This window comes from Lactobacillus kitasatonis DSM 16761 = JCM 1039 (genome assembly GCF_000615285.1).
Classification (GTDB): Bacteria; Bacillota; Bacilli; order Lactobacillales; family Lactobacillaceae; genus Lactobacillus; species Lactobacillus kitasatonis.
In genome coordinates this window covers 1-22432 of record NZ_BALU01000018.1, presented here as the reverse complement: position 1 = coordinate 22432, position 22432 = coordinate 1, and the positions used below count along the sequence as shown (strand labels likewise).

Here is a 22432-nt window from a genome sequence, read left to right as displayed (position 1 = left end):
AATTCTAATTAAGAGATGACCAAAATTTCTATAGCCATAAGCAGTACGTTCAATTTGTTTAATCTTACGGTTAACTCCTTCAAGACAGCCATTAGAATAATTTCGTTTAAAAGTTAATAGGGTTTGATACATTTGTTTACCAACAGTTTGTTTTGAATGAAGTAGATGGATAACTTTCTTTTCATCGTTATTCTGAATAGCAACCATAAAGTCCTGCATAACCCAATAAGTATTTTCTAAGGTTTGGTCACAATCTAAACCATCTAGACAAATGAAGTGAAGCTTTTTACCTACACCTTTGAATTCATCAAAAGCTAAGTGTTTAGGTAGATGATCAAAATCATCATAGAACTTAGAAGAGCAGAAAGTATTTTTCGCTTAGAAGTGTTAGAGATATAGCAGCCTTTATTAATAAGATTAGATTGAGCCATTGATCTTTTAAGGCAAGTATTGCATAAAACGCGCTGCTTTTTAAGTCTGATGATAACTGGATAGCTAGCATCAGCAGTAATAAAGCGTACGTTAGAAGTATAATGGCCATTATGCTTAAGGTTAGATAAGGACAATGAGGCTGAATAAGTTCTGCTAGATAGAGATTATGATACTTACCGTTAATCTATTTTTTAAAATAATCAGAAAAAATAATATTAGGGTCTTCAATATTGAGATGAAATTTAATACTCTCGTTAAGAGAGGACATAGCAAAAACTCCAAGAAAACTTAATTGAAATGGATGAAGAAGGATTTGAAGTTAAGAGAGGCTATGACCTCTTTTTTTATGCAATAAAAAATCCTGTCGACAGAATATCATAAATATTCATCAACAGGAAAAATTATACAGCCATTAAATACTGCTAGTCTTACTTTATCTTATTTAGAACTGATTGCAATTTAGTAGTAAGCATGTCAATAGCGACATCATTTTCTCCGCCTTCTGGCACAATAATGTCTGCATAACGCTTAGTTGGTTCGATAAATTGGTTGTACATTGGCTTAACTGTGCCTAAGTATTGATTGATAACTGAATCAAGTGAACGACCACGTTCCTTCATGTCACGTTCAAGACGACGGATAAAACGAATGTCGTCATCAGTATCAACGTAAACCTTGATATCCATTAAGTTACGGATGTCTTCGTTAAATAAAACTAAGATACCTTCTAGAATAATGATGTCGGCAGGTTCAACATGAATGGTTTCATCACTTCTTGTGTGAGCAGTGAAATCATAAGTTGGCATTTCAATTGGCTTTCTGTGCATCAATTGATTAAGTTGTGCTTCAAGCAGTGGCATATCAAAAGCGTCAGGGTGATCGTAGTTGATCTTCATTCTTTCTTCCATTGATACGCCGGTGTTGTCTTTGTAGTATGAGTCCTGCGTCATGATCATGATACGGTCATGGTCGGTATCATTAATGTTGTCTGCAATTTCGTGGGCAATAGTAGTTTTGCCACTTCCTGAACCACCAGCAATTCCGATAATAACGGGTTTTTCAAGTTTTCCCATGTCAAGCTCCTTTATTTTTCTATACATCATTAAATATTTTAAAGCATTTTCCGAATATTAACAGCAAAATTTTGCATTAAAAACGGATTCATTCTCAAATAAGCAAATATTACTTGCTTTTTTAAGCAAAATACTGTTAAATACATATAAAGAAATTAAAAAGCTATGAAAAAGAAGAGTAGATAGTCCATTCTTACAGTGAATTGGCGTTAGTGCGAAGCCAGTAGACCCTGAATTATTGAATAACACTTTTAGCAGCTCACCGAACTAACAATTCTTATAGTAGGTTGAGACGTCTCCGGTACGTTACCACGCCGGTAAAGCATGATTGTGCTTTATGAGGAGGTCTATTTTTGATAGACAATTTGGGTGGTACCGCGGAAAGCTTTCGTCCCTACGCATGGATGAAGGCTTTTTTTATACTCAAAAGAGCCATAGTCATTTCTTGGAACAAATTCGTAAAAAGCTAAATTGAGATTGCTTTCATTTGACAAGTAAAAGATATTTTTGCTCAAAAGCGAATAAAAATAGCAAATTTATGTACAAATGTATCATTTTAGCTTGAATATAGGTTTAGTTTTGCCTTAAAAAAAGGTAGAATAATATTATTAAAAAAATGGAGGAAAGATAGAAACCATGACAGCAATTATTGAATTTAAGCATGTTGACAAATACTACGGAAAACTTCATGCATTGAAAGATATTAACTTGAAAATTGATGAAGGCCAAGTGGTTTCAATTATTGGTCCATCAGGCTCTGGTAAGAGTACTTTAATTAGAACAATGAACGGCTTAGAACCAATCAACAGTGGACAACTTATTGTGACTGGTCATGACTTAGCCGATAAAAAGACAGACATTAACAAGATTCGTAAAAACGTCGGCATGGTGTTCCAACACTTCAATCTTTACAACAACCACACTGTACTTGAAAATGTTATGCTCGCTCCTAAGATCGTTTTGAAGCGTCCAGACGACGAAAACCGTAAGATTGCCATGCAATACCTTGAAAGAGTAGGTATGGCTGATAAGATAAATTCTTACCCACGTCAATTGTCAGGTGGTCAACAACAACGTGTTGCCATCGCTAGATCACTTGCCATGGATCCAAAAGTTATTTTGTTTGACGAACCAACTAGTGCCTTGGACCCAGAAATGATCGAGGATGTTCTTGAAGTTATGCGCTATGTTGCTGAACAAGGTATCACTATGGTTGTGGTTACTCACGAAATGGGCTTTGCTAGAAAAGTAAGTAATCGTTTGATCTTCTTTGATCAAGGTCACATTTTGGAAGACCGTGATCCAGGTGAATTCTTCGATCATCCAAATACTGAACGTGCACGTCAATTCTTAAGCAAGATTATTTCTAAGGACTAAGGTGCGCGCCATGAAAAAATTAAGAAAATTTCTTTTCTTACCTTTATTAGTGCTGCTGGCTTTCACTTTATCAGCCTGTGGCCATAAGAATCAGAATGTTTACCAAAAGGTAGAAGCAAATAAACATATTGTTTGGGGCGTTAGAGCAGATACCAGATTGTTTGGTTTGACCAACGTTAAAACTGGTAAGATCGAAGGCTTTGAAATGGACCTAGCTAAGGCTTTAACTAAGCAAATGTTAGGTAAAAAGGGTACTGCAAGTTTTGTTACTACTACTGCCAACACTAGAATTCCACTCCTTAAAAACGGTAACGTGGATGCAGTTTTAGCTACTATGACTATTACGCCAGAGCGTGCTAAGCAAGTAACCTTCAGTAAGCCATACTTCCCAGCTGGTTCATCTTTGCTTGTGCCAAACAATAGTAAAATTACCAATGTTAAAGATTTGAATGATAAAACTGTACTTGCCGTAAAAGGAACTACTGCAGTTGATGATGTGCATAAGTCAGCACCAAAGGCACGTGTGCTTCAATACGATGACTATGGTCAAGCAATGTCAGCACTTAAGGCTAACCAAGGTGTGGCTTTGACTACTGATAACGGACTTCTTGCTGGTATTGCCCAAGAAAACAAGGGCTACAAGTTAGTCGGCGGTGTTTATAGTGATGCTCCTTATGGTATCGCTGTTGACAAGGGTCAAACTGACATGGCAAATCACATTGACAAGGCTCTTAAGCAGCTTCAAGCAAATGGTACTTACAACCGTTTGATCAAGAAGTGGTTCGCAGGAATTCCTGGTTTTAGTCTTAAGGGGGTATTGAAATAATGTGGCAAATTATTACCAATAACTGGGGCGCTTTTTTGACAGGTTTTTGGAATACTATTTTATGTAGTATCGTAGCCTTGGTATTCAGTTTGATTTTGGGTGTGTTCTTCGCTTTGCTTGAAGTAGCTCCGCCAAAATTTGGCCGCGTGATTGCTAAGATTTACATCGCAATTTTCCGTAACATTCCATTGCTGGTTATCGTAATGATCTTTTACTTGATCGTTCCGCGTTACATCGTTAAGTTGTCAGGTTTCCAAGCCGGTACAATTGGTTTAACACTTTATACTTCAGCCTTTATCGCTGAAACAGTGCGTGCCGGTATTAACTCAATCGGTGAAGGTCAAATGGAAGGTGCCCGTTCAAACGGTATGACTTATGTGCAAGCAATGCGTTACGTTATCTTGCCTCAAGCCATGAAGATCGTGATCCCACCACTTGGCAACCAGTTCGTTAACTTGGTTAAGAACTCTTCAGTTTTAGCCTTCGTTGCTGGTTTTGACTTGATGTATCAAGCACAATTGATCGCATTTTCAACTTTCCAAACCATTGATACATATATTATCGTAGGTCTTTTCTACTTGATCTTGACTTTGCCACTCAGCTACTACATGCGTCATCTAGAAAAGAAATTGGCTAAATAGGAAGGGGATAGAAAATGGAAACTTTTATTCATGCATATTCATGGGTCGATACCCGCTTCTTATTACAAGGTCTTTGGGTAACGATTTATGTATCACTTATTTCAATTGCGCTTAGTTTTGTAGTGGGTCTGATCTTAGGTTTGATCCGCTACATGAAGATTAAATATCTTTCAGCAATCGTTGGCTTTATCATTGATATTATCCGTAACTTGCCATTGCTTTTGATCATCTTCTTTACTTACTTTGGTTTGCCACAATTAGGTATTGTCACGAATCCAACGTCGGCTTCGATTGCGGCCTTGGTAATCTTCGAAGGTGCAATGTTGGCCGAAATCGTTCGTTCAGGTATCGGCTCAGTTGATCCAGGTCAAATGGAAGGTGCCCGTTCAAACGGTATGTCTTATGGCCAAGCAATGTATCACGTTGTCATGCCACAAGCTTTGCACAACATGATTCCTGCACTTTTGTCACAGTTCGTATCACTGGTTAAGGATACTTCACTTGCAACAATTATCGTGTTGCCAGAACTTCTTTATCACGCACAAATCATCTACAGTCAAAATACGACTTACTTAATTCCAATGTACGTAATTATTGCGGTAATGTACTTCATCGTCTGCTTCTGCTTGTCACAAGTAGCCAACTACTTGCAAACGAAGTACAACAATTAGTGGTTATAATCTTATTCAAAAAAACTAACTCATGCTACTATGGTGGTAAGGGTTAGTTTTTTTATTAGGAAAAATATTATGGGCGTAAATGAACAATTAAGCGACCGTGAACGGGTCGAATTAACTAAAAAATCTTATGAACATTTGCAGCTAGGCGATAATATAACGATTGGTGGACATCATATCGGTGTTGTTTGCCGAGTGGAACACGTTAAAGACGGGATGAGTGCGTTTGTCATTAGTAATCCTAATGAGATCACGATTTTGTTTAAGGGATCTTATGGTATCAAAAAGGGTACGCCGCAGACTTGGCGTGATGAATGGTTCAAGACGAATATTCCTATTTTGAAGGCGATGCTGTCACAGGAAAGACGAATTCCTAGTCAGTTGAAGACAGCTAGTAAGTTTTTGAATCATGTGATTAACCAATTTAGAGGAAGCAGATTCTATATTTATGGCCATTCACTGGGGTCAATTAATGCACAGTTTGCCTTGGCTAATTGTATGCATCCAGAGGCGATAGCAGCAGCTTATTTGTATGAGGGTACTAATATTTGGTTGCTCCTTACACCGAAGGAGAGGAGACGCGTAGCACAGATGCGCGAGCGAATTTTTAACTATGTCGATATTTATGATCCGGTGACTTTAGGGATTACGGAAACACACCATATGGTTGGTAAGTTATGCTATGTCGATAGCGAGCCGATGCAGCCGATTAAGCAGCACATGTGGGGTGGATACCAGTTTAATCCAGATGGTAGCTTGAAGTTGCGTAAGATTGACCAGGCGTTTTTGGTAGAAAGCCGCAGTGAGCATAAGCTGCTTAGCCGGTCGGGTGAATTGACGGACTTTATCGAAAAGATCAGCTCTAGCGATGAGATTAAGAAAATGGCGACGGAAAAGATAGATGAGTTGACGAAGCGTTATCTAGATCATAAGAGTCTGGTGAAGTTGGCTGAACTATTTAAGAATGAATTGTTAAAGGATGAAGATAAGTGAAACTAGATGAATTAGCAGCAAAGCAAGTAATTAATGATGAAGTGATTGATCATTTCGATGAGGATTTTTATGGCGACTTCTATGATTTCTTCGTGAACTTTATGAAGTTTAAGGAATTGACGGGGCAAATGAAGAAGGACCCTGATGAGGTGGAGTTTGTCTTTTATTTGAAGAACGATGATGATCATTATGGTTATAAGTTGGTCTTTGACCATGATTTGCGGTTTTTACCGGAGAAGTCGGATATTAGTGCTGCAGTGCTTGAAGTAGAGTCGGTGGAAGATTTTGAGAAGAGTAGGGATGCGGCGATTAAGGAGTTTGCACAGAAGTTTAGTGCGGAGAATCAGCATGATTTGATTCAGAATTTTAATGTGGAGATTGGTAAGCTCTTTGATCAGTATGATTTGGGTAAGGATAATACTTGCTATGTGTTGAGGTAGAAAATATTTCCCAGTAGTGGGAATTTTGCAGACTAAATTTGGATTTAATGGTTTAATTTAAAGTGGGCTTTGAGTGAATAATTCAGAGTCCGATATTCTGACCACATAAAAAAGGGCATCCCTTCTTTCCTTTGGGGGATGTCCTTTTAATTATCTAAATTAGTCTATCTTTATTGCTTCCAAGAAGCGTCAAGCTTAGCCTTACCAGTCTTAATATCACTGGTCCAGTTTTGGCCCTTGCTTGCCTTAGCAAGATAGTTTGCATATTTGCGTTAACTTGGTCGTAAGCAGTAATTGAGTTCTTAGTTACAGGTAAGAAGTAAAGCTTCTTTGAAGTCTTAGACAAAATTGCAGGAATCTTGCTGTTCTTAGCTTGTTGGTAAGCTGAATCGTTCAAAGCGGCAGTGTTAACTGGCATGTAACCAGTTTGCTTTGCCCAGTAAAGTTGTGATGACTTAGAAGTCAAGAACTTAAGGTACTTGAATGCGGCAGCCTTTTGCATTGCGCTAGCCTTCTTGAACATGTAGATGTCAGTACCTTGTTGTACGTTCATTTGACTTGGACGAGCAGCTACGCCGTAAACGTAACCCTTCTTAAGACCTTGCTTAAGGTAGGCTTCGTTAGCAGTTGAACCGATGAACATGGCAACTTGACCATTGTTAAATGGAGTTGACATGTACTTTTGTGTACCAGCTTGCATGAAGTAGCCAGCCTTAACACCATTTGCGTAGTAGTTAATAGTCTTAACAGAATCCTTAGCCGCAAAGTTCAAGTTCTTGTTGAAGTCCTTGCCGTAAGTTTCCTTCATTTGCATCATGTAGTAGTTGTTAAGTGCGTCAAAGCCCATACCACGTACCTTGTGGTGACTCTTACGGTAGATTTCAGCTGATGCACTAGCAAGTTGACTCATGTTGCTTGGTACCTTTACGCCATACTTATCAAGCAAAGTTTTGTTGTAAAACAAAACTTCAACTGATTTGTTAAATGGTACACCGTATTGAGTACCGCCAATGTTGGCACCATCCCAAAGTGCCTTCTTAATTCCACTGTTCTTGTATGAGCCCCAGCCAACAGACTTGTTGTTAACGTATGGAGTTAAGTTAACAAGCATGTTGTTCTTAGCTGCGTTGTAAAGCCAACCTGGGTAAGCTTGTGTAATAGTTGGTAAGTCCTTTGGTGATTGCAAACCTGAAACAAGCTTTGATTGCAAGTCAGAGTAGTTACCACCTTGGCTTTGCAACTTAATAGTGATGTTAGGGTTCTTCTTTTCGAAGTCCTTAGTCAACTTTTGCAAAGCGCTTTGTGAAGTTCCAGTTAATGAGTACCAAAAGTTAACAGTAGTCTTCCTGTTAATCTTGGTAGGGATCTTTGTAGAACTTGAACTAGAGTTACTATTATTATTTGAACAAGCACTAAGGCCAACTAAGCCAAGTGCTGCTGCACTAACGAGTGCTAGCTTTTTGTAGAATTTCATTCTCTTTTTGCCTCTCAATATTTCTTTCCTTCAAGTAGAAGTTTACCATAATCATACGTACTATTCATAGACAAATTCGATTTAATGTTCTTAAATTGATAATAGAGAAAATAGATATCAAGATGAGAATTAGTAGTTAATTTAGCAGGTGAAAATTATGGATAAGAATCCTTTAGTTTATGAATATTCAATCGGTAAGCGTAAGCCTTATGACTACGATTACGGCAATCGTCAAGGTAACCAAAGTGCTGGCTGTCCCTTCTGTGATGTGCGTCATTTAGTTAATATTTTCGATAAAGATGGCGACAAAATCTGGCTTAAAAACAAGTACCCAACTTTGAAGGATACCGATCAAACTATTTTAATCGAATCAAGCGACCACCAAGGTGATATTTCTACTTATACACGTGAAGACAATCAAGAATTGATGAAGTTTGCTTTGAAATGTTTCCAAAAGATGTACAAGTCAGGCAGATACAAGAGTGTGTTATGGTACAAGAACTTCGGTCCAAAATCCGATGGTTCTTTGACGCACCCACACATGCAGATCGTTGGCCTTTACCATAAAGATGGCTATAACGACATTGAACCTGATAACTTTAAAGGCTTTGAAGTGGGTAGGTCTGGTTCAGTTGAAATGAATTTATCCGCTTATCCTGTGCAAGGCTACCAAGAAGTGAACATTTTGACAAAGGACAACACTAACTTGGATACCTGGGCTGACTTGATTCAAAAGGGTACGCAATATGTTCGTTCAGTTTTGTCACACGGTGTGGATTCCTACAACTTGTTCTTCTACCCAATCAATGACGGTGAAGGTACCTGCTGCAAGATTATTCCTCGTTTCTATGCTTCACCATATTTTGTTGGCTACAAGATTTCGCAAGTCGATGACTCCGATACTTTGAAGTGGGAAGCCGAGCGTCTTAAGGGCTTTGTAAACGGCGGTATTTTACATTAGGATTTCAAAGAACGTGTTTGAATTATTGAATGCGTTTTTTGTTATAATAAATGAGATTAAATACATTTCTAAGAAGAGGGATGCTCATGAAGAAGATTGTAGTTATTGGATCAAGCAATGTGGATACTACATTGCACGTAAAGGATTTTCCAAAACCTGGTGAAACTATTACTGCTACAGACATTACTACTGCTGGTGGTGGTAAGGGTGCTAACCAAGCCATTGCCGCAGCTAAGAGTGGCGCAGAGACTTACTTTATCAACCGTGTAGGTGAAGACAGCGAAGGCGGCTATATTACTCATCAATTGAAGAGTTACGGTGTCGACACTACTTACGTTCAAACCACGATGGGTGCTAAGACCGGTCATGCTTACATTACTTTAAATGAAGCTGGCCAAAACGATATCATTATCGATCATGGTGCCAACTATGAACTGACTGTTGAAGATCTTAAGGCAGCTGGCGATTTAATTAATAATTGGGACTGCATTATTGCGCAATTTGAAACGCCAATTGATGTTACTACTGCAGCCTTCAAGATGGCCAAAAAAGCAGGCAAGATTACTATTTTGAATCCTGCTCCTGCAATTGATAAGATTCCAGATGAATTATTGAAATACACTGATATCATCATGCCTAATGAAACTGAAAGTGCTAAGATCACAGGTATTCCAATTAAGGATAAGTCTACTTTGGCTACCAACGCTGAAAAGTTGCACTTGCTTGGCGTAAAGAACGTCATTATTACTTATGGTGATAAGGGTGCATATATTTCTACACCAGATGTTGAAACATTAGTACCAGCTTATAAAGTAGAAGCAACCGATACTACTGGTGCCGGCGACACCTTTATCGGTTACTTTGCAAGTAACTTGGATGCCGATATGTCTAACTTTGAAGAAGCTGCTAAGATTGCTAGCCGTGCTTCATCAATTGCTGTGCAACGGTTGGGTGCACAACCATCAATTCCTACTGAACAAGAAGTTAAGCAAGCAATGGAGGATGAGGAATAATGGATAAGATTGAACAAGATCGTTTGAAAAAAGAAGTTGCCGAAAAAGCAGCCGACATGGTAAAGAGCGGGATGATCTTAGGTGTTGGTACTGGATCTACTGTCGCATTTTTCATTGATGCTTTGGGCAAACGCAAGGATGAAGATGGCTTAAAACTTAAAGCTATCGTTACTACCAGTAACAGAAGCAAGAAGCAACTTGAAGGCTTAGGCTTTAAAGTTAGTGAACTTGCGGACATCGATCAAGCCGATTTGACTGTTGATGGCTCAGACCGTGTTGCCGACAACCTTGATGGTATCAAGGGCGGCGGCGGTGCTTTAACCCTTGAAAAGAACGTTGCCGTCAACTCAAAGAAGATCGTTTGGATCGTTGATGAATCTAAGTTGGTTCACCGTTTGAGCGGATTCCCTCTTCCTGTTGAAGTATTACCAATCTCTTGTGAGCAAAACTTCAGACGCTTTGAACAAGAAGGCTTGAAGCCACAATGGCGGATGGATGGCGACAAGCGTTACATCACTCACTACGGTAATTACATTATTGATTTGGCTGCCGATCCTGTTCCGGCACCACATGGTTTAGCCGATTATCTTGACCACACCGTTGGTGTAGTTGAACATGGCCTATTCCTTGATATGTGTGATGAAGTAATCATTGCCCATAGCGATGGCACAATTGAAGATAAAATTAAATAATAATTTTTAACAAAAAATGGTTAAAGTTAACTATTTTTTATTTATAGAGGATTATTAGACATGAATAAAATTACTAAAAAGCAAAAGATGAGTTTTGCGGGATTGTTGATTGCCATAGGTATTGTGTATGGCGATATTGGAACAAGTCCATTATATGTAATGAAATCAATTGTGACTGAAAATGGCGGGATTGCCAACGTTAATCGAGAATTGATCGTTGGTTCAATCTCGTTAATTCTTTGGACAGTAACTTTGTTGACTACTGTTAAATATGTCATGATTGCTATGAAGGCAACTAATCATGGCGAAGGAGGAATCTTCTCTCTTTATGCTTTAGTTAGAAACAAAGCCAAATGGCTGGTCATCCCGGCTCTGATTGGTGGTGCAGCTCTGCTTGCCGATGGTACTTTAACACCAGCAGTGACCGTTACCACTTCGATTGAAGGGTTAAAGAATATGCGCTTTGGTGATGTGATTCCGGTTCCTTCTCAAGAAGTTGTAATTATGATTACTGTCATCATTTTGGTAATTTTATTCTCAATTCAGAGGATGGGAACCAGCGTTATTGGTAAAACATTTGGTCCAATTATGCTGATATGGTTTACCTTTTTAGGAGTAGTTGGCATTGCTAACTTGAGCCATGACTGGAGTCTTTTGGAAGCGATTAATCCCATTCATGCTATTCGAATTTTGTTTAGTCCAGCTAATAAAGTAGGGATTCTAATTTTGGGTTCTGTCTTCTTGGCTACTACTGGTGCTGAAGCGTTATATTCGGATGTCGGACACGTAGGTAAAGCGAATATTATAGGCTCTTGGCCATATATATTTGTTTGTCTTTCATTAAACTACCTAGGCCAAGGTGCTTGGATTTTGCATAATGTTAGCTATCATGCTGGTAATGGTGACTTCAATCCATTCTTTGAAGTTGTTCCTAACAATTTGCGTCTTTTTGCCATTGCCTTGGCTACGATCGCAGCTATCATTGCTTCCCAGGCATTGATTACTGGATCGTTTACTTTGGTTGCTGAGGCCAGCAGTCTAAAGTTTTTACCAAGAATGAATATTATTTATCCTTCAACTGAAAAAGGACAAATTTATATTCCATCGATTAACAAAATGATCTGTGTGGTAACTGTAGCAGTTGTGTTCTTATTCAGAACTTCACACCACATGGAAGCAGCATATGGTTTGGCAATTACTGTCACTATGTTGATGACTACAATATTATTGTTTGAATACTTGGGTAAAAAAGGCAAACCGCTTTACTTACGCGTGATCTTTTTGATTGCATTTGCTTTTATTGAAGGGATGTTCTTAATCTCCAGTTTGACTAAATTCTTACACGGCGGTTACGTAACTGTTTTAATTGCTGGCTTTATCTTGGCAATCATGTATGTTTGGTTTTATGGAAATAAGATTCGTGACAAGCGTGAATCACGCAATGCCTACGTTCGTCTTGACGAATACACCGACATGTTGACTAATTTGAGTCACGATGAAGATTACCCTACCTACGCAACTAACTTGGTTTACATGGCCAACGTTAAGTACAACAAGTTCATTAAACGTGAAATCTTGTACTCAATTTTGGATAAACGTCCAAAGCGTGCGAAGGCTTACTGGTTCGTCACTGTTAACGTAACAAACGAACCATATACTGCAGAATATGCAGTAAATACGTACGGTACTAAGAACGTAATCAACGTTCAGCTTTATCTAGGTTTTAGAAAGCAAACTAGCGTTAACGTCTACTTACGGCAAATTGTTCATGAATTGATTGCAGATGGTACTATTGAGGCTCAACCACAAAGATTCACTACTACTCCTGGTAGAGATGTAGGTGACTTCTCCTTCGTCATTGTTAATGATGTAATTAGTCCGTTAACTAAATTGACTGGTTATGAGAAGTTTATGGTCGAGGCTAGAGTTTGGCTGCAAAATTTATCTTCTAACCCGGCTTCTTGGTTTGGTTTAGAGTATGCAGATACTGTGGTAGAACGAGTACCATTGATCTTAGGCAATCATCAAGAAAGCTATATTAAGCGAATTAAACCTAAGAAACAAACTAAAAAGTAAATGAAAAAAGTCTAGCCAAGCTAGGCTTTTTTTAGATTAGATCGAACCACTTTTTTTATTGGTTGGTTTTTTGTATCATTAAGGTAATGAGTAAGCTTAGAAGAGGTAAATTTCATGAACAAAAAACCTTTAATTATTAGTACCGATCCAGGAATCGATGACATCGCTGCAATGGCCATCAGCCTTTTTGCAGACAAACTCGATGTTCGAATGATCGTTCCAACCTGGGGAAATGTCCAACTTGAATATACTTTGCAAAATACTTTAAATTTAGAAAAGTTTTTGCATACTAAGGTTCCTGTAGTGGTGGGTGCCAATCAACCATTAGTCGCACCAATGATTAGTGCCGCATCAGTACACGGCAAGACTGGCATTGCCGGCTTTGATTTTGAAGAAGCAGATCGCAGTTTGGTTAAGCCTGGCCTTGCCGCAACTGTGATGGCCGAAGAAATTAAAAATAGTCCAGAAAAAGTGACTTTACTCGGTATTGGACCTTTGACTGATTTTGCTTTGCTTTTTAAGCAATATCCTGAAGTAAAAGACAATATTGAACAAATTGTCATCATGGGTGGAAACATTGGCCGTGGTAATCACAGTCCACTTGCCGAATACAATATTGCAGGTGATCCTGAAGCAGCACAAGTAGTGTTCCACAGTGATTTACCTATTAAGGTTGCCCCACTTGAAATTGGTAACAAGGCGCATCTTTTGCCTGAACAAATGGCCAAGGTAAAGGAATGCGGTGAAGTCGGCAATATGCTTTATTCACTCTTTTCACACATTCATGAACCAGATGGCGATCCCCGCATCAAGATTTATGACCCAACTGCAGTGGGCATTTTGCTTCATCCCGAAATGTTTACTATGAGAAAAGCCAACGTTGAAATTGAACTTCGTGGCCAATTTACTTACGGTGCAAGTGTCATCAACTTCATGGATCAAGAGCATGCAAATGCGGAAATTGCGACCGATGTTGATTTAGAGAAATTTGCAAAATGGTTTATCGATAGTATTGAAAAAGCTGATCAAGGAAGAGAATAATGACGAATTACGTTTATCGGACAATAATGCAGGATATAAAACAGAATATTTTAAATAATAAATATGATGGGATGCGGATTCCCGATGAGCGTAGTTTAGCAGACCACTATGGCGTAAGCCGTTCATCGATGAAGCGAGCCTTGGAACTTTTGGCGCAACAAGGAATCGTCTTTAAAAAGCGAGGGAGTGGTACCTTTATCAATCCGCTTTATTTAAAGAACCAAGCGATGTTCCGTTATGATGGTTCGAACTTGGGGATCACTGACAGTTTTAAGGTGCCTGGTAAAAAGCAACAGATTAAGTTGCTCGATTTTCATGTGATTAACGCGACCAAAGAAATTGCGGAAGATCTGTTTATCAATGAGAATGACTTTGTGTATGAATTCAAGCGTCTGCGTCTTTTAGATGAGCAGCCATTTTTGATTGAAACAGGCTATTTGCCAATCAAGATTATGCCAGAGCTGAAGCCGGAAACTTTGCAGAGTTCATTGTTCAATTATTTAGAAGATGAACAAAACAAGACTGTTACTAAGGCATTCTTGAACATCACGGTTGAGCCATCAAGCAAGACAGATCAAGAACAATTGCATTTAAAGGCAACAGAGCCGGTTGGTGTGATGGATGGTATCTTTTTCTTGGATGATGGTACGCCGTTTGAAGTTTCAAATATGCGTGTGCATTATCACTACATGAATTTCAATACTTTCGTAAATTTGGGTAAGTAAAAAAGTTGAGTAGTTTTTACTCAACTTTTTTAGTTAGGTGGAGAGACTAATGTGTATGTTAAATGTAGGGCAAGCATTAAAAAATGAGAGACTGGCGCAAAATAAAACGCAACGTGAGTGGATAAGAGATATTCATATCTCTGTGTCTCGGTACTCTGAAATTGAAAACGGCATTATTAAAAATGGTAAAAAAGCAGATATAGGTAGTGAACAACTTATTTGGCTTCTTGAAAGCAATAATGTCGATATAAGAGAGTTTTTTTCAAATTTGCCAAAAGGCGCTACTTCAACTGAAAAGTTATCTTCAGAATTATCACAGTCCTTTAACGATGGGGATGCCAAAAGGGCAGACGAGTTAAGAAAAAAGATACTTATGAATTCAGGGGCTTCATTAAGTTTAAAATATAGGGCTATTTTAATAGCAGCTGAATTAAAAGATCATATGGCATCATTAGATCAAAATACAATAGATAAAATTAGTAATTATTTGTACAGATCAAATGATTGGGTTAAAAATAAAGAAGCTTTGATATTATTTGGTAATTCTATGCCGAGAATGAATTCAACCGTTTTAAAACGACGAATGAAACAAGTAATTAAAGAATATGCAGATATTAATAAATTCTCTGATGATGTACGGCGTCGTATTTCTACTATCTGTGTAAATTATGTGTTTAATGCAATTTTCGTTTATAAAACAGATGTATGTGTTCGAGAATCACTTGATTTAATAAAAAGTCTTCCAGCTAATGATATTTATGGTTTAAAGAAAATGGTTGGGCAATATTATTTAGATTACTTGAATGGTGATCAAAAACATATAGCAGAATTAAAAGATTTGCTTGAAAGATGTGGGTATTCATTTTTAGCTAACCATCTCGACTTCGATATATCGAAATAATTTTATGAGATAAAAATAGCAATGTAAAATTGCAGTAAAGTTAGTTCACTTAATCTTTTGGAGAATAATGTTCGTGAGAAATGTAAAAAATAACCAAAAATTATATCAATTGTTTACTGCAGATGCATTATCGGAAATTGGTGATGTTTTCTATTACGTTGCTTTAATTACATATGCTAGTCAATTAGCTAATTCTTCATTAGCTATTTCTTTAGTTACTACATTTGAATTTATTCCGCCTGTATTTTCTATCATAATAGGTCCAATTGCAGATAAATTATGTAATAAAACTAAGGTATCAATGATTGTAAATATCTTACAGTGTACTTTATATCTGATTAATGGACTAATATTTTTGAAATTTCAGGAATGGACTTTGTTTGGGTTATGCTTAACCATAAATTTTATTTCAGATACCCTGGGAATAATTACACAAGAAATGGAACCGATAATCTTAAAAAAATTGTCACCACAGATATCTTATGAAAAGAAATATGGTTGGCTAAGTGCAGTAGCACAGTCATTTTCAATTGGTGGTAAGTTCTTAGGTGGTGTTCTTTTAACAGTAATGAATAATCATTATATTTTTATGAGCTTTATAAATGCTGCAACTTTTGGTTGCGCAGCTGTTGCTATGGCACTAATTGGGAATGTCATTATCAAAAAAGAAACCAAAAATGATGAAGATGAAAAAAACTGTGCCTTAGAAGGAATAAGGTTTTTAAAAGACAATACCAAAGTAAGATTTATTGCAGTTTTGCTATCTAATATAAATATTGTGTTAGCTCCCATTTTACCGATAGCGTATATTTTATTAGCAGATAAAGAAATGTATTCACCTGTTAATTATTCAATGTCGGTGTCGTTATTAACAGCGATAGATTCACTGGCTAGTATTTTAGGACCGACTTTTGGTCTCAGATTATTTAAGGGTAAAAAAGCATTAATTAATTCAGTAATGGTGGGAAGCATATTTTCTGCAATTTTTTGTTTAAGTATTTTTACCCGAAATATTTATGTATTGATGTTAACTCTATTTTTGGCTTCATTTTTTATAGGTGCTACTATTCCACTTCTATTTGGTGGTGTCATAAAGAATGTACCAGAATCCAAGATAGGAAGTGTTAATGGAGTGATTGATACTTTGTTGGCAATTACTCCGCCACTCTCCACCTTTATTTTTTCATCATCGGTGCAATATGTATCAGCATTCGTTAATATAGCGATTTTAAGTGTTTTTAGCGTTTGTCTTATTTTAATAATCGTTAAAAACAAGGGAAATTTATTTTGATAGAAATGTATAGAGAAGATTGTATTTATAAAAAGGAAAATCAAAAATGCCATATCAAGAAAAAATAATTAAAACAGTTATGCCAGCTAAAAGGCTGAAAAGTATCCTTGAAAAATATCTTAAACCTACGGATAGTATTGAAGTTCATACATCTCTTAGCGCATTTGGTTATATTCCGGGTGGTGAACAGAGTGTAGTAAGGGTTTTAAAAGAAGTTGTAAATCAAGGGAATATTATTATGGCTGCTCAAACAGCTGATATTGGTGATCCAATTGAGTGGGAAGATCCACCAGCAACTTCTGAAGCACGAAAAGAGATTATGGAGAATATGCCGGCTTTTGATAAAGAAACGACACCTATCCACTATATCGGTAAAACACCTGAATACTTTAGAACCAGCAAAGATGTAAAGAGATCCAATCATCCACTTTATTCAATGTGTGCCTGGGGTAAAGATGCAGATAAAATAGCACGTGTACGAGATAGTTATGATTATCCCTTTGGCCTAAATAGTTCCGTAGCAGATTTGTACAATCTTGATGGAAAAGTTGTCATGTTAGGGACAAATTACGAGAGTTGTACTTCACTTCATTTAGCTGATTCTACGATTGGTCGTCCGAATTTAACAGAAAAGGCGCCAATTAAAGGTGAAGATGGTAAAACAAAATGGATTACTTTTAAAAACGTTGACGATTTGGATAAATATGATGACTTTAATGATTTTGGTAGTTATTTTGAAGAAAAATACCCAGATTTAGTAGTCAAAGTACCAATTTTAAAAGGATATATTCGAATTATTCCAGTAAAACTTTTGATTGATGAAGCTCGAAAGTATTACACCAAAAAGGATAAAGAAATGGCTGAAGAAGCTAATAAATAATATGGCAAATAAAAAGTTGAGTTTTTCGCTCAACTTTTTTTATTTATTCAAGTAACTATCTAGCACTTCCAAAACGCCATCGTCGTTATTAGAAGGAGCTTCATATTTAGCGATCTTCTTGATTTCCGGATCACCGTTTGCCATTGCGTAGCTGTAACCGGCAAGTTTAAGCATTTCGATGTCGTTCATGCCATCGCCGAAGGCAATCAACTTGCTAGGTTTAACGCCGAAGTAACGCAAGAAGTATTTAAGCGCGCTACCTTTATTTACGCTGTATGGCACGATATCGAGCAAACCAAAACCACTTGAAGTACAGTGAACTTTTTCAGTGTGGTGTTTGTTAAATTCTCTTTCAAGTTCTGCCGAGAAGTCTTTTTTATAGCTCAAAGTAATCTTGGTAACTTGACCATTAGGCGAAACGGTTGAAAGTAGGTCATTAACTTCAACACATTCTGGATAGTAGAAGCTCATTTTTTGCTTAAAGTCAGGGGATGCATTAACTGTTGTGTATGAATTATCAACACCAGTAACAATAACTGAACTTTCTGGATAATGTTCTTGGATAAAGTGAATTAAATCAACTGTTGTCTTATAAGTAATCAGGTGAGTGCTGATAATATTGTTGTCTTGCAATAAAAGCGAGCCATTATCTGCGATTATGTCGATTCTAGTTAAAAAGCCTGCGAAATCTTTACGCAGTCTGGTATAAGGCCGACCACTTGAAACGATAAAGTGGCCACCTTGATCTCTTAACTGGTTTAGAATGCGGTCAAATCTTTTGTGATCAAAAGTTTGATTATCGCGCATGAAAGTACCGTCCATATCGACAGCAACAACTTTGAAGGGAAGTTTATTCACATATATTCGTCCTTTGTAAAAAATCTATATCTTTCGAATCTTATTATAAGGCAAAACTTTAGCTAATTCGATTTAAAAACTAAGCGCTATCAATTTCTAAAAGAAAAAATCTCGAAATTCACATAAGAACCTCGAGATTTTTTAGTCTGCCCGACCGTTTATTGGGGGATTCATCTTTTTGATCTAGGACAGAGCTAATTTCTATAAATCTTAAACGAATTGCTCGGCAGAATCAATCGGACTTAAGTAAACGTAAGAAAGATTTACATATTTTGTAGATTCCGTTAATTTTTTCATGATTGCTTCTTGTTCGCTGCTTAAACGCAAGTGACGTGAAGCAACTCTGGCTTGAATGTACATCACTAATTTGCCGGTGTATTCAAGCGGGTGATCGTTTTTGTCGAATTTATTAATTACGAGACCGATTACGTCTCTGATTTGACGATAGCGATCAATATTCATTTCATTATAAATATCGCTGAAAAAACTGTTGTAGAATTTCTTGAGTTCTTGATAAATTTCTTTTGTGTTGGGTTGGCTTGATTTAAAGAGACTGAACATAATAATTACTCCTTTAATACTGGTATGATTTGCGTTCTTGAATTGAAATGCTGCTTAACTTCATCAGATAAAGGCGTGTCGGTAATTAAAACATCGACCTTATCTAATGGAATTGACATGTACGGAGAAGTAGAATGATTCGTGAATTTGTACTTTTCAGCCACCAAGACGATTTGTTTTGCTCGACTAGCTGTTGCACGTACAATTTCGGCATCCGCCATTGATGATGTATAAACGCCATCGGCGTCAATTTTAGAACCACCAATAAAAGCAGTGTTGAAACGAATTCTTCTAATTGTCTCAAGGGCAGCCTCTGAATAAATGTAGCGCTGTTGTTTATTAATCACGCCGCCCAGAAGTCTAACGGATGGAAATTCACTAGTCAGTAAACTCAAAGCATTATCGATTGAATTTGTTACTACTTGGATATCCATCCCGTTAAGCATGGGACAAAGCTGCTTGAGCGTGGTAGAAGGACCGATAAAATCACATTGACCAGGATGGATGAACCTTTTTGCCATCTTGGCCATTTTTAATTTCACGGGAGATTGAACTTGATTTCTAGCTAGAAAATCAGGTACGTCATTTTGACTAATTTCCATTATCCCGCCGTGGATTCTGACTGCTTGACCTGTAGTGGCTAAGTGAATTACATCTCGGCGAGCCGTATCAAAAGATACACCGAACTTTTTAGCGATTTCTTTAGTTGATACTTGGTGCTCTTTTTTGAGCATCTTTTTTATTTGAACTAATCTTTCTTCTTGAATCATTTCGTATCTCCATAAAGTAAGTTAACATGACTGACTAAAATTGTAATTGTTTAATCAGCATTTTATATTTGTTTATCAGTGTTTGTCAGCATTCAATAGCTGAAACACTTATATTAAATGATGAAAATGCTGCTATTGCAAGCTTTGTGGCGTATTGATTTAAATCTAAATACTTATTTAAAATGGTAGGGCCCAATTTGCAAATTAGTTGATATTTATTAGGAAATTGGTATTATGGAGATATAAGGAAAAAGATCAATCAAGAGTAATTTAATGTGCTTAAAGGAGATAAAATGACAGTTAATTATGATTCAAAAGATTACTTAAAGAGCGTCGACGCATACTGGCGCGCTGCCAATTATTTATCAGTTGGACAATTATTCTTAATGAAGAATCCACTACTTAAGAAACCTTTGACAGCTGAAGACGTTAAGCCCAAGCCAATTGGTCACTGGGGTACCATTGCTCCACAAAACTTTATTTATGCTCACTTAAACCGTGTCCTTAAGAAATACAATTTGGACATGTTCTACATTGAAGGTTCAGGTCACGGTGGCCAAGTAATGGTTTCTAACTCATACCTTGATGGTTCATACACTGAACGTTATCCAGAAATTACCCAAGACGAAAAGGGTATGGCTAAGTTGTTCAAACGCTTCAGTTTTCCAGGTGGTGTTGCTTCTCACGCTGCTCCTGAAACACCAGGCTCAATCCACGAAGGTGGGGAATTAGGTTACTCACTTTCACACGGTGTTGGTGCTGTTTTGGATAACCCAGACATAATTGCTGCTGTTGAAATCGGTGACGGTGAAGCTGAAACTGGCCCGCTTGCAGCAAGTTGGTTCAGTGACAAGTTCATCAACCCAATTAAAGATGGTGCTGTTTTACCGATCCTTCAAATCAACGGCTTCAAGATTTCTAACCCAACTATCGTTTCACGCATGAGTGATGAAGAATTAACCGAATACTTCCGTGGTATGGGTTGGGATCCACACTTTGTTTCAGTATTTAAGGGTGGCCGTTTCGATGGTGAAAAGGATCCAATGCAAGTCCACGAAGAAATGGCTAAGACCATGGACGAAGTAATCGAAGAAATCAAGGCCATTCAAAAGCATGCTCGTGAAAATAACGATGCAAGTTTGCCACACTGGCCATTGATCATCTTCCAATGCCCAAAAGGTTGGACTGGTCCAAAGAAGGATCTTGATGGTAACCCAATTGAAAACTCATTTAGAGCACACCAAATTCCAATTCCTGTCTCACAAGGTGATATGAAGCATGCCGACATGTTGACTGATTGGCTTGAAAGCTACAAGCCTGAAGAATTATTCAACGAAGATGGTTCACCTAAGGAAATTGTTACTGAAAACACTGCTGAAGGCGACCACCGTATGGCAATGAACCCAATCACTAATGGTGGTAAGGATCCTAAGCGTTTGAACTTGCCAGACTACCGCGACTTTGCTCTTAAGTTTGACAAGCCAGGTTCAATGGAAGCTCAAGACATGGTTGAATGGGCTAAATACTTAGATGAAGTTGCTAAGTTTAACCCAACCACTTTCCGCGGCTTTGGTCCTGATGAATCTAAGTCAAACCGTTTGTTCCAACTTTTGGATAACCAAAAGCGTCAATGGGAACCAGGAATCCACGAACCAAATGATGAAAACCTGGCTCCAAGTGGTCGTGTGATCGATTCACAATTATCAGAACACCAAGATGAAGGCTTCCTTGAAGGCTACGTATTAACTGGTCGTCATGGTTTCTTCGCAACTTACGAAGCATTTGGTCGTGTAGTAGACTCAATGCTTACACAACACATGAAGTGGCTTAGAAAAGCTAAGGAACAATACTGGCGTCATGATTACCCATCACTTAACTTTGTTGCTACCTCAACTGTGTTCCAACAAGACCACAACGGTTACACTCACCAAGATCCAGGTATTTTGACTCACTTATACGAAAAGAATCGTCCAGATTTGATTCATGAATACTTGCCATCAGATACTAATACTTTGCTTGCTGTTGGTGACAAGGCCTTTAAGGATCGTGAATGCATCAACGTTTTGGTAACTTCAAAGCAACCACGTCCACAATGGTTCTCAATTGAAGAAGCTCAAAAGTTGGTTGACAAGGGCTTAGGCTACATTGACTGGGCTTCAACCGATAAGGGTGCTAAGCCTGATGTTGTCTTTGCTTCAACTGAAACTGAACCAACTATTGAAACTTTGGCAGCAATTGACATTTTGCACGACAAGTTCCCAGATCTTAAAATCCGTTACATCAACGTTGTAGATGTTATGAAGTTAATGTCATCAAAGGACAACAAGAATGCTATTTCTGATGAAGAATTTGACCGCTTATTCCCAAAGGATGTTCCAGTAATCTTTGCATGGCATGGCTACAAGAGCATGATGCAATCTATTTGGTTCGCTCGCAAGCGTTACAACGTTCACATCCACTGCTACGAAGAAAATGGTGACATTACCACTCCATTTGACATGCGTGTCTTGAATCACCTTGACAGATTTGACCTTGCAAAGGACGCTGTTGAAAGTGTTGATAAGTTAAAGGGTAAGAACGCTGACTTCATTAGTCACATGGATGACTTACTTGAAAAGCACCACCAATACATTCGTGATAATGGTAAGGATATGCCAGAAGTTACTGAATGGAAATGGAAGGGCTTGAAGTAATTTCTAAATAAGAATAAAAAAGACCTATACTAAAAAT

General features: G+C 37.7%; 20 protein-coding genes, 2 pseudogenes and 1 other annotated feature. Of the genes and pseudogenes, 16 read left to right on the top strand and 6 right to left on the bottom strand.

All coding sequences use genetic code 11. The features are described from left to right. Together JCM1039_RS11515 and udk are read right to left on the bottom strand one after the other, a co-directional pair. A pseudogene (locus JCM1039_RS11515) lies at positions 1–700 on the bottom strand (transposase); the annotation flags it as partial. A 160-nt stretch (positions 701–860) separates the two neighbouring features. Then, positions 861–1505 carry a uridine kinase gene (gene udk, locus JCM1039_RS09490; RefSeq protein WP_025015580.1) on the bottom strand — a complete coding sequence of 215 codons (645 nt, stop codon included), beginning with the start codon at positions 1503–1505 and terminating at the stop codon, positions 861–863. A gap of 156 nt (positions 1506–1661) precedes the next feature. Continuing rightward, positions 1662–1904: a binding site (T-box leader), on the top strand. Between the two features lie 237 nt (positions 1905–2141). Here udk and JCM1039_RS09480 point away from each other — a divergent pair. The 6 genes from JCM1039_RS09480 (at position 2142) to JCM1039_RS09455 (ending at position 6459) form a co-directional block, all read left to right on the top strand. Next, positions 2142–2882 carry an amino acid ABC transporter ATP-binding protein gene (locus JCM1039_RS09480; protein WP_025005432.1) on the top strand — a complete coding sequence of 247 codons (741 nt, stop codon included), beginning with the start codon at positions 2142–2144 and terminating at the stop codon, positions 2880–2882. A gap of 10 nt (positions 2883–2892) precedes the next feature. Further along, positions 2893–3708 (top strand): transporter substrate-binding domain-containing protein, encoded by an 816-nt coding sequence (locus tag JCM1039_RS09475; RefSeq protein ID WP_025015579.1) that lies wholly within the window; start codon positions 2893–2895, stop codon positions 3706–3708. Next, positions 3708–4349 (top strand): amino acid ABC transporter permease, encoded by a 642-nt coding sequence (locus JCM1039_RS09470; RefSeq protein WP_025015578.1) that lies wholly within the window; start codon positions 3708–3710, stop codon positions 4347–4349. Before JCM1039_RS09475 ends, JCM1039_RS09470 begins: the two co-directional genes overlap by 1 nt. A gap of 14 nt (positions 4350–4363) precedes the next feature. Further along, positions 4364–5020, top strand: coding sequence for an amino acid ABC transporter permease (locus tag JCM1039_RS09465; protein ID WP_025015577.1), 657 nt, complete (start codon positions 4364–4366; stop codon positions 5018–5020). A gap of 78 nt (positions 5021–5098) precedes the next feature. Beyond that, positions 5099–6019, top strand: coding sequence for a DUF2974 domain-containing protein (locus JCM1039_RS09460; protein ID WP_025015576.1), 921 nt, complete (start codon positions 5099–5101; stop codon positions 6017–6019). Next, entirely contained in the window at positions 6016–6459 is a 444-nt protein-coding gene (locus JCM1039_RS09455) for a hypothetical protein (protein ID WP_025015575.1), read from the top strand. The genes JCM1039_RS09460 and JCM1039_RS09455 overlap by 4 nt, the downstream gene beginning before the upstream one ends. Positions 6460–6629: 170 nt before the next feature. Here the strand turns inward: JCM1039_RS09455 and JCM1039_RS11510 are convergent. Further along, positions 6630–7933: pseudogene (locus JCM1039_RS11510) on the bottom strand (extracellular solute-binding protein). Between the two features lie 157 nt (positions 7934–8090). On the opposite strand from JCM1039_RS11510, the gene JCM1039_RS09445 reads away from it, so the two are divergent. The 9 genes from JCM1039_RS09445 to JCM1039_RS09405 all read left to right on the top strand — a co-directional run bounded on the left by JCM1039_RS09445 (position 8091) and on the right by JCM1039_RS09405 (position 17513). Beyond that, complete coding sequence (locus JCM1039_RS09445; protein WP_025015574.1) at positions 8091–8894, top strand: DUF4931 domain-containing protein; 804 nt, start codon at positions 8091–8093, stop codon at positions 8892–8894. 86 nt (positions 8895–8980) lie between these two features. Continuing rightward, complete coding sequence (rbsK, locus tag JCM1039_RS09440) at positions 8981–9907, top strand: ribokinase (protein ID WP_025015573.1); 927 nt, start codon at positions 8981–8983, stop codon at positions 9905–9907. After that, entirely contained in the window at positions 9907–10599 is a 693-nt protein-coding gene (rpiA, locus tag JCM1039_RS09435; protein ID WP_025015572.1) for a ribose-5-phosphate isomerase RpiA, read from the top strand. The genes rbsK and rpiA overlap by 1 nt, the downstream gene beginning before the upstream one ends. A gap of 60 nt (positions 10600–10659) precedes the next feature. Next, positions 10660–12675: a KUP/HAK/KT family potassium transporter gene (locus JCM1039_RS09430; protein WP_025015571.1), complete on the top strand. Its 2016-nt coding sequence runs from the start codon at positions 10660–10662 to the stop codon at positions 12673–12675. Between the two features lie 114 nt (positions 12676–12789). Beyond that, positions 12790–13716 carry a nucleoside hydrolase gene (locus JCM1039_RS09425; protein ID WP_025015570.1) on the top strand — a complete coding sequence of 309 codons (927 nt, stop codon included), beginning with the start codon at positions 12790–12792 and terminating at the stop codon, positions 13714–13716. After that, positions 13716–14441 (top strand): GntR family transcriptional regulator, encoded by a 726-nt coding sequence (locus JCM1039_RS09420; RefSeq protein ID WP_025015569.1) that lies wholly within the window; start codon positions 13716–13718, stop codon positions 14439–14441. The genes JCM1039_RS09425 and JCM1039_RS09420 overlap by 1 nt, the downstream gene beginning before the upstream one ends. A 55-nt stretch (positions 14442–14496) precedes the next feature. Continuing rightward, entirely contained in the window at positions 14497–15342 is an 846-nt protein-coding gene (locus JCM1039_RS09415) for a helix-turn-helix domain-containing protein (RefSeq protein WP_236692583.1), read from the top strand. A gap of 73 nt (positions 15343–15415) precedes the next feature. After that, positions 15416–16633 carry an MFS transporter gene (locus JCM1039_RS09410; RefSeq protein ID WP_162148747.1) on the top strand — a complete coding sequence of 406 codons (1218 nt, stop codon included), beginning with the start codon at positions 15416–15418 and terminating at the stop codon, positions 16631–16633. A 46-nt stretch (positions 16634–16679) separates the two neighbouring features. Then, entirely contained in the window at positions 16680–17513 is an 834-nt protein-coding gene (locus JCM1039_RS09405) for an AAC(3) family N-acetyltransferase (RefSeq protein ID WP_025015566.1), read from the top strand. A 39-nt stretch (positions 17514–17552) separates the two neighbouring features. On the opposite strand, the gene JCM1039_RS09400 is transcribed toward JCM1039_RS09405, so the two are convergent. The 3 genes from JCM1039_RS09400 to JCM1039_RS09390 all read right to left on the bottom strand — a co-directional run bounded on the left by JCM1039_RS09400 (position 17553) and on the right by JCM1039_RS09390 (position 19702). Beyond that, positions 17553–18371: a Cof-type HAD-IIB family hydrolase gene (locus JCM1039_RS09400; protein ID WP_025015565.1), complete on the bottom strand. Its 819-nt coding sequence runs from the start codon at positions 18369–18371 to the stop codon at positions 17553–17555. A 210-nt stretch (positions 18372–18581) separates the two neighbouring features. Next, complete coding sequence (locus tag JCM1039_RS09395) at positions 18582–18932, bottom strand: bacteriocin immunity protein (protein ID WP_025015564.1); 351 nt, start codon at positions 18930–18932, stop codon at positions 18582–18584. Positions 18933–18937: 5 nt separating this feature from the next. Then, on the bottom strand, positions 18938–19702 hold the full coding sequence (locus JCM1039_RS09390; RefSeq protein ID WP_025015563.1) for a DeoR/GlpR family DNA-binding transcription regulator: 765 nt from the start codon (positions 19700–19702) through the stop codon (positions 18938–18940). A 293-nt stretch (positions 19703–19995) separates the two neighbouring features. Here JCM1039_RS09390 and JCM1039_RS09385 point away from each other — a divergent pair, with 293 nt between their 5' ends. Beyond that, a complete protein-coding gene (locus JCM1039_RS09385) occupies positions 19996–22395 on the top strand; it encodes a phosphoketolase family protein (protein ID WP_025015562.1) in 2400 nt (799 codons plus the stop codon). Positions 22396–22432 lie beyond the last annotated feature (37 nt).

Excerpts from the sequence above, each read along its gene's own strand:
- JCM1039_RS09480 (WP_025005432.1), top strand. The coding sequence starts at position 2,142 with ATGACAGCAATTATTGAATTTAAGCATGTTGACAAATACTACGGAAAA.
- JCM1039_RS09475 (WP_025015579.1), top strand. The coding sequence starts at position 2,893 with ATGAAAAAATTAAGAAAATTTCTTTTCTTACCTTTATTAGTGCTGCTG.
- JCM1039_RS09425 (WP_025015570.1), top strand. The coding sequence starts at position 12,790 with ATGAACAAAAAACCTTTAATTATTAGTACCGATCCAGGAATCGATGAC.
- JCM1039_RS09445 (WP_025015574.1), top strand. The coding sequence starts at position 8,091 with ATGGATAAGAATCCTTTAGTTTATGAATATTCAATCGGTAAGCGTAAG.
- JCM1039_RS09420 (WP_025015569.1), top strand. The coding sequence starts at position 13,716 with ATGACGAATTACGTTTATCGGACAATAATGCAGGATATAAAACAGAAT.
- JCM1039_RS09405 (WP_025015566.1), top strand. The coding sequence starts at position 16,680 with ATGCCATATCAAGAAAAAATAATTAAAACAGTTATGCCAGCTAAAAGG.
- JCM1039_RS09415 (WP_236692583.1), top strand. The coding sequence starts at position 14,497 with ATGTTAAATGTAGGGCAAGCATTAAAAAATGAGAGACTGGCGCAAAAT.
- JCM1039_RS09390 (WP_025015563.1), bottom strand. The coding sequence starts at position 19,702 with ATGATTCAAGAAGAAAGATTAGTTCAAATAAAAAAGATGCTCAAAAAA.
- JCM1039_RS09460 (WP_025015576.1), top strand. The coding sequence starts at position 5,099 with ATGGGCGTAAATGAACAATTAAGCGACCGTGAACGGGTCGAATTAACT.
- rpiA (WP_025015572.1), top strand. The coding sequence starts at position 9,907 with ATGGATAAGATTGAACAAGATCGTTTGAAAAAAGAAGTTGCCGAAAAA.
- JCM1039_RS09395 (WP_025015564.1), bottom strand. The coding sequence starts at position 18,932 with ATGTTCAGTCTCTTTAAATCAAGCCAACCCAACACAAAAGAAATTTAT.
- JCM1039_RS09430 (WP_025015571.1), top strand. The coding sequence starts at position 10,660 with ATGAATAAAATTACTAAAAAGCAAAAGATGAGTTTTGCGGGATTGTTG.
- JCM1039_RS09385 (WP_025015562.1), top strand. The coding sequence starts at position 19,996 with ATGACAGTTAATTATGATTCAAAAGATTACTTAAAGAGCGTCGACGCA.
- JCM1039_RS09470 (WP_025015578.1), top strand. The coding sequence starts at position 3,708 with ATGTGGCAAATTATTACCAATAACTGGGGCGCTTTTTTGACAGGTTTT.
- JCM1039_RS09465 (WP_025015577.1), top strand. The coding sequence starts at position 4,364 with ATGGAAACTTTTATTCATGCATATTCATGGGTCGATACCCGCTTCTTA.
- rbsK (WP_025015573.1), top strand. The coding sequence starts at position 8,981 with ATGAAGAAGATTGTAGTTATTGGATCAAGCAATGTGGATACTACATTG.
- udk (WP_025015580.1), bottom strand. The coding sequence starts at position 1,505 with ATGGGAAAACTTGAAAAACCCGTTATTATCGGAATTGCTGGTGGTTCA.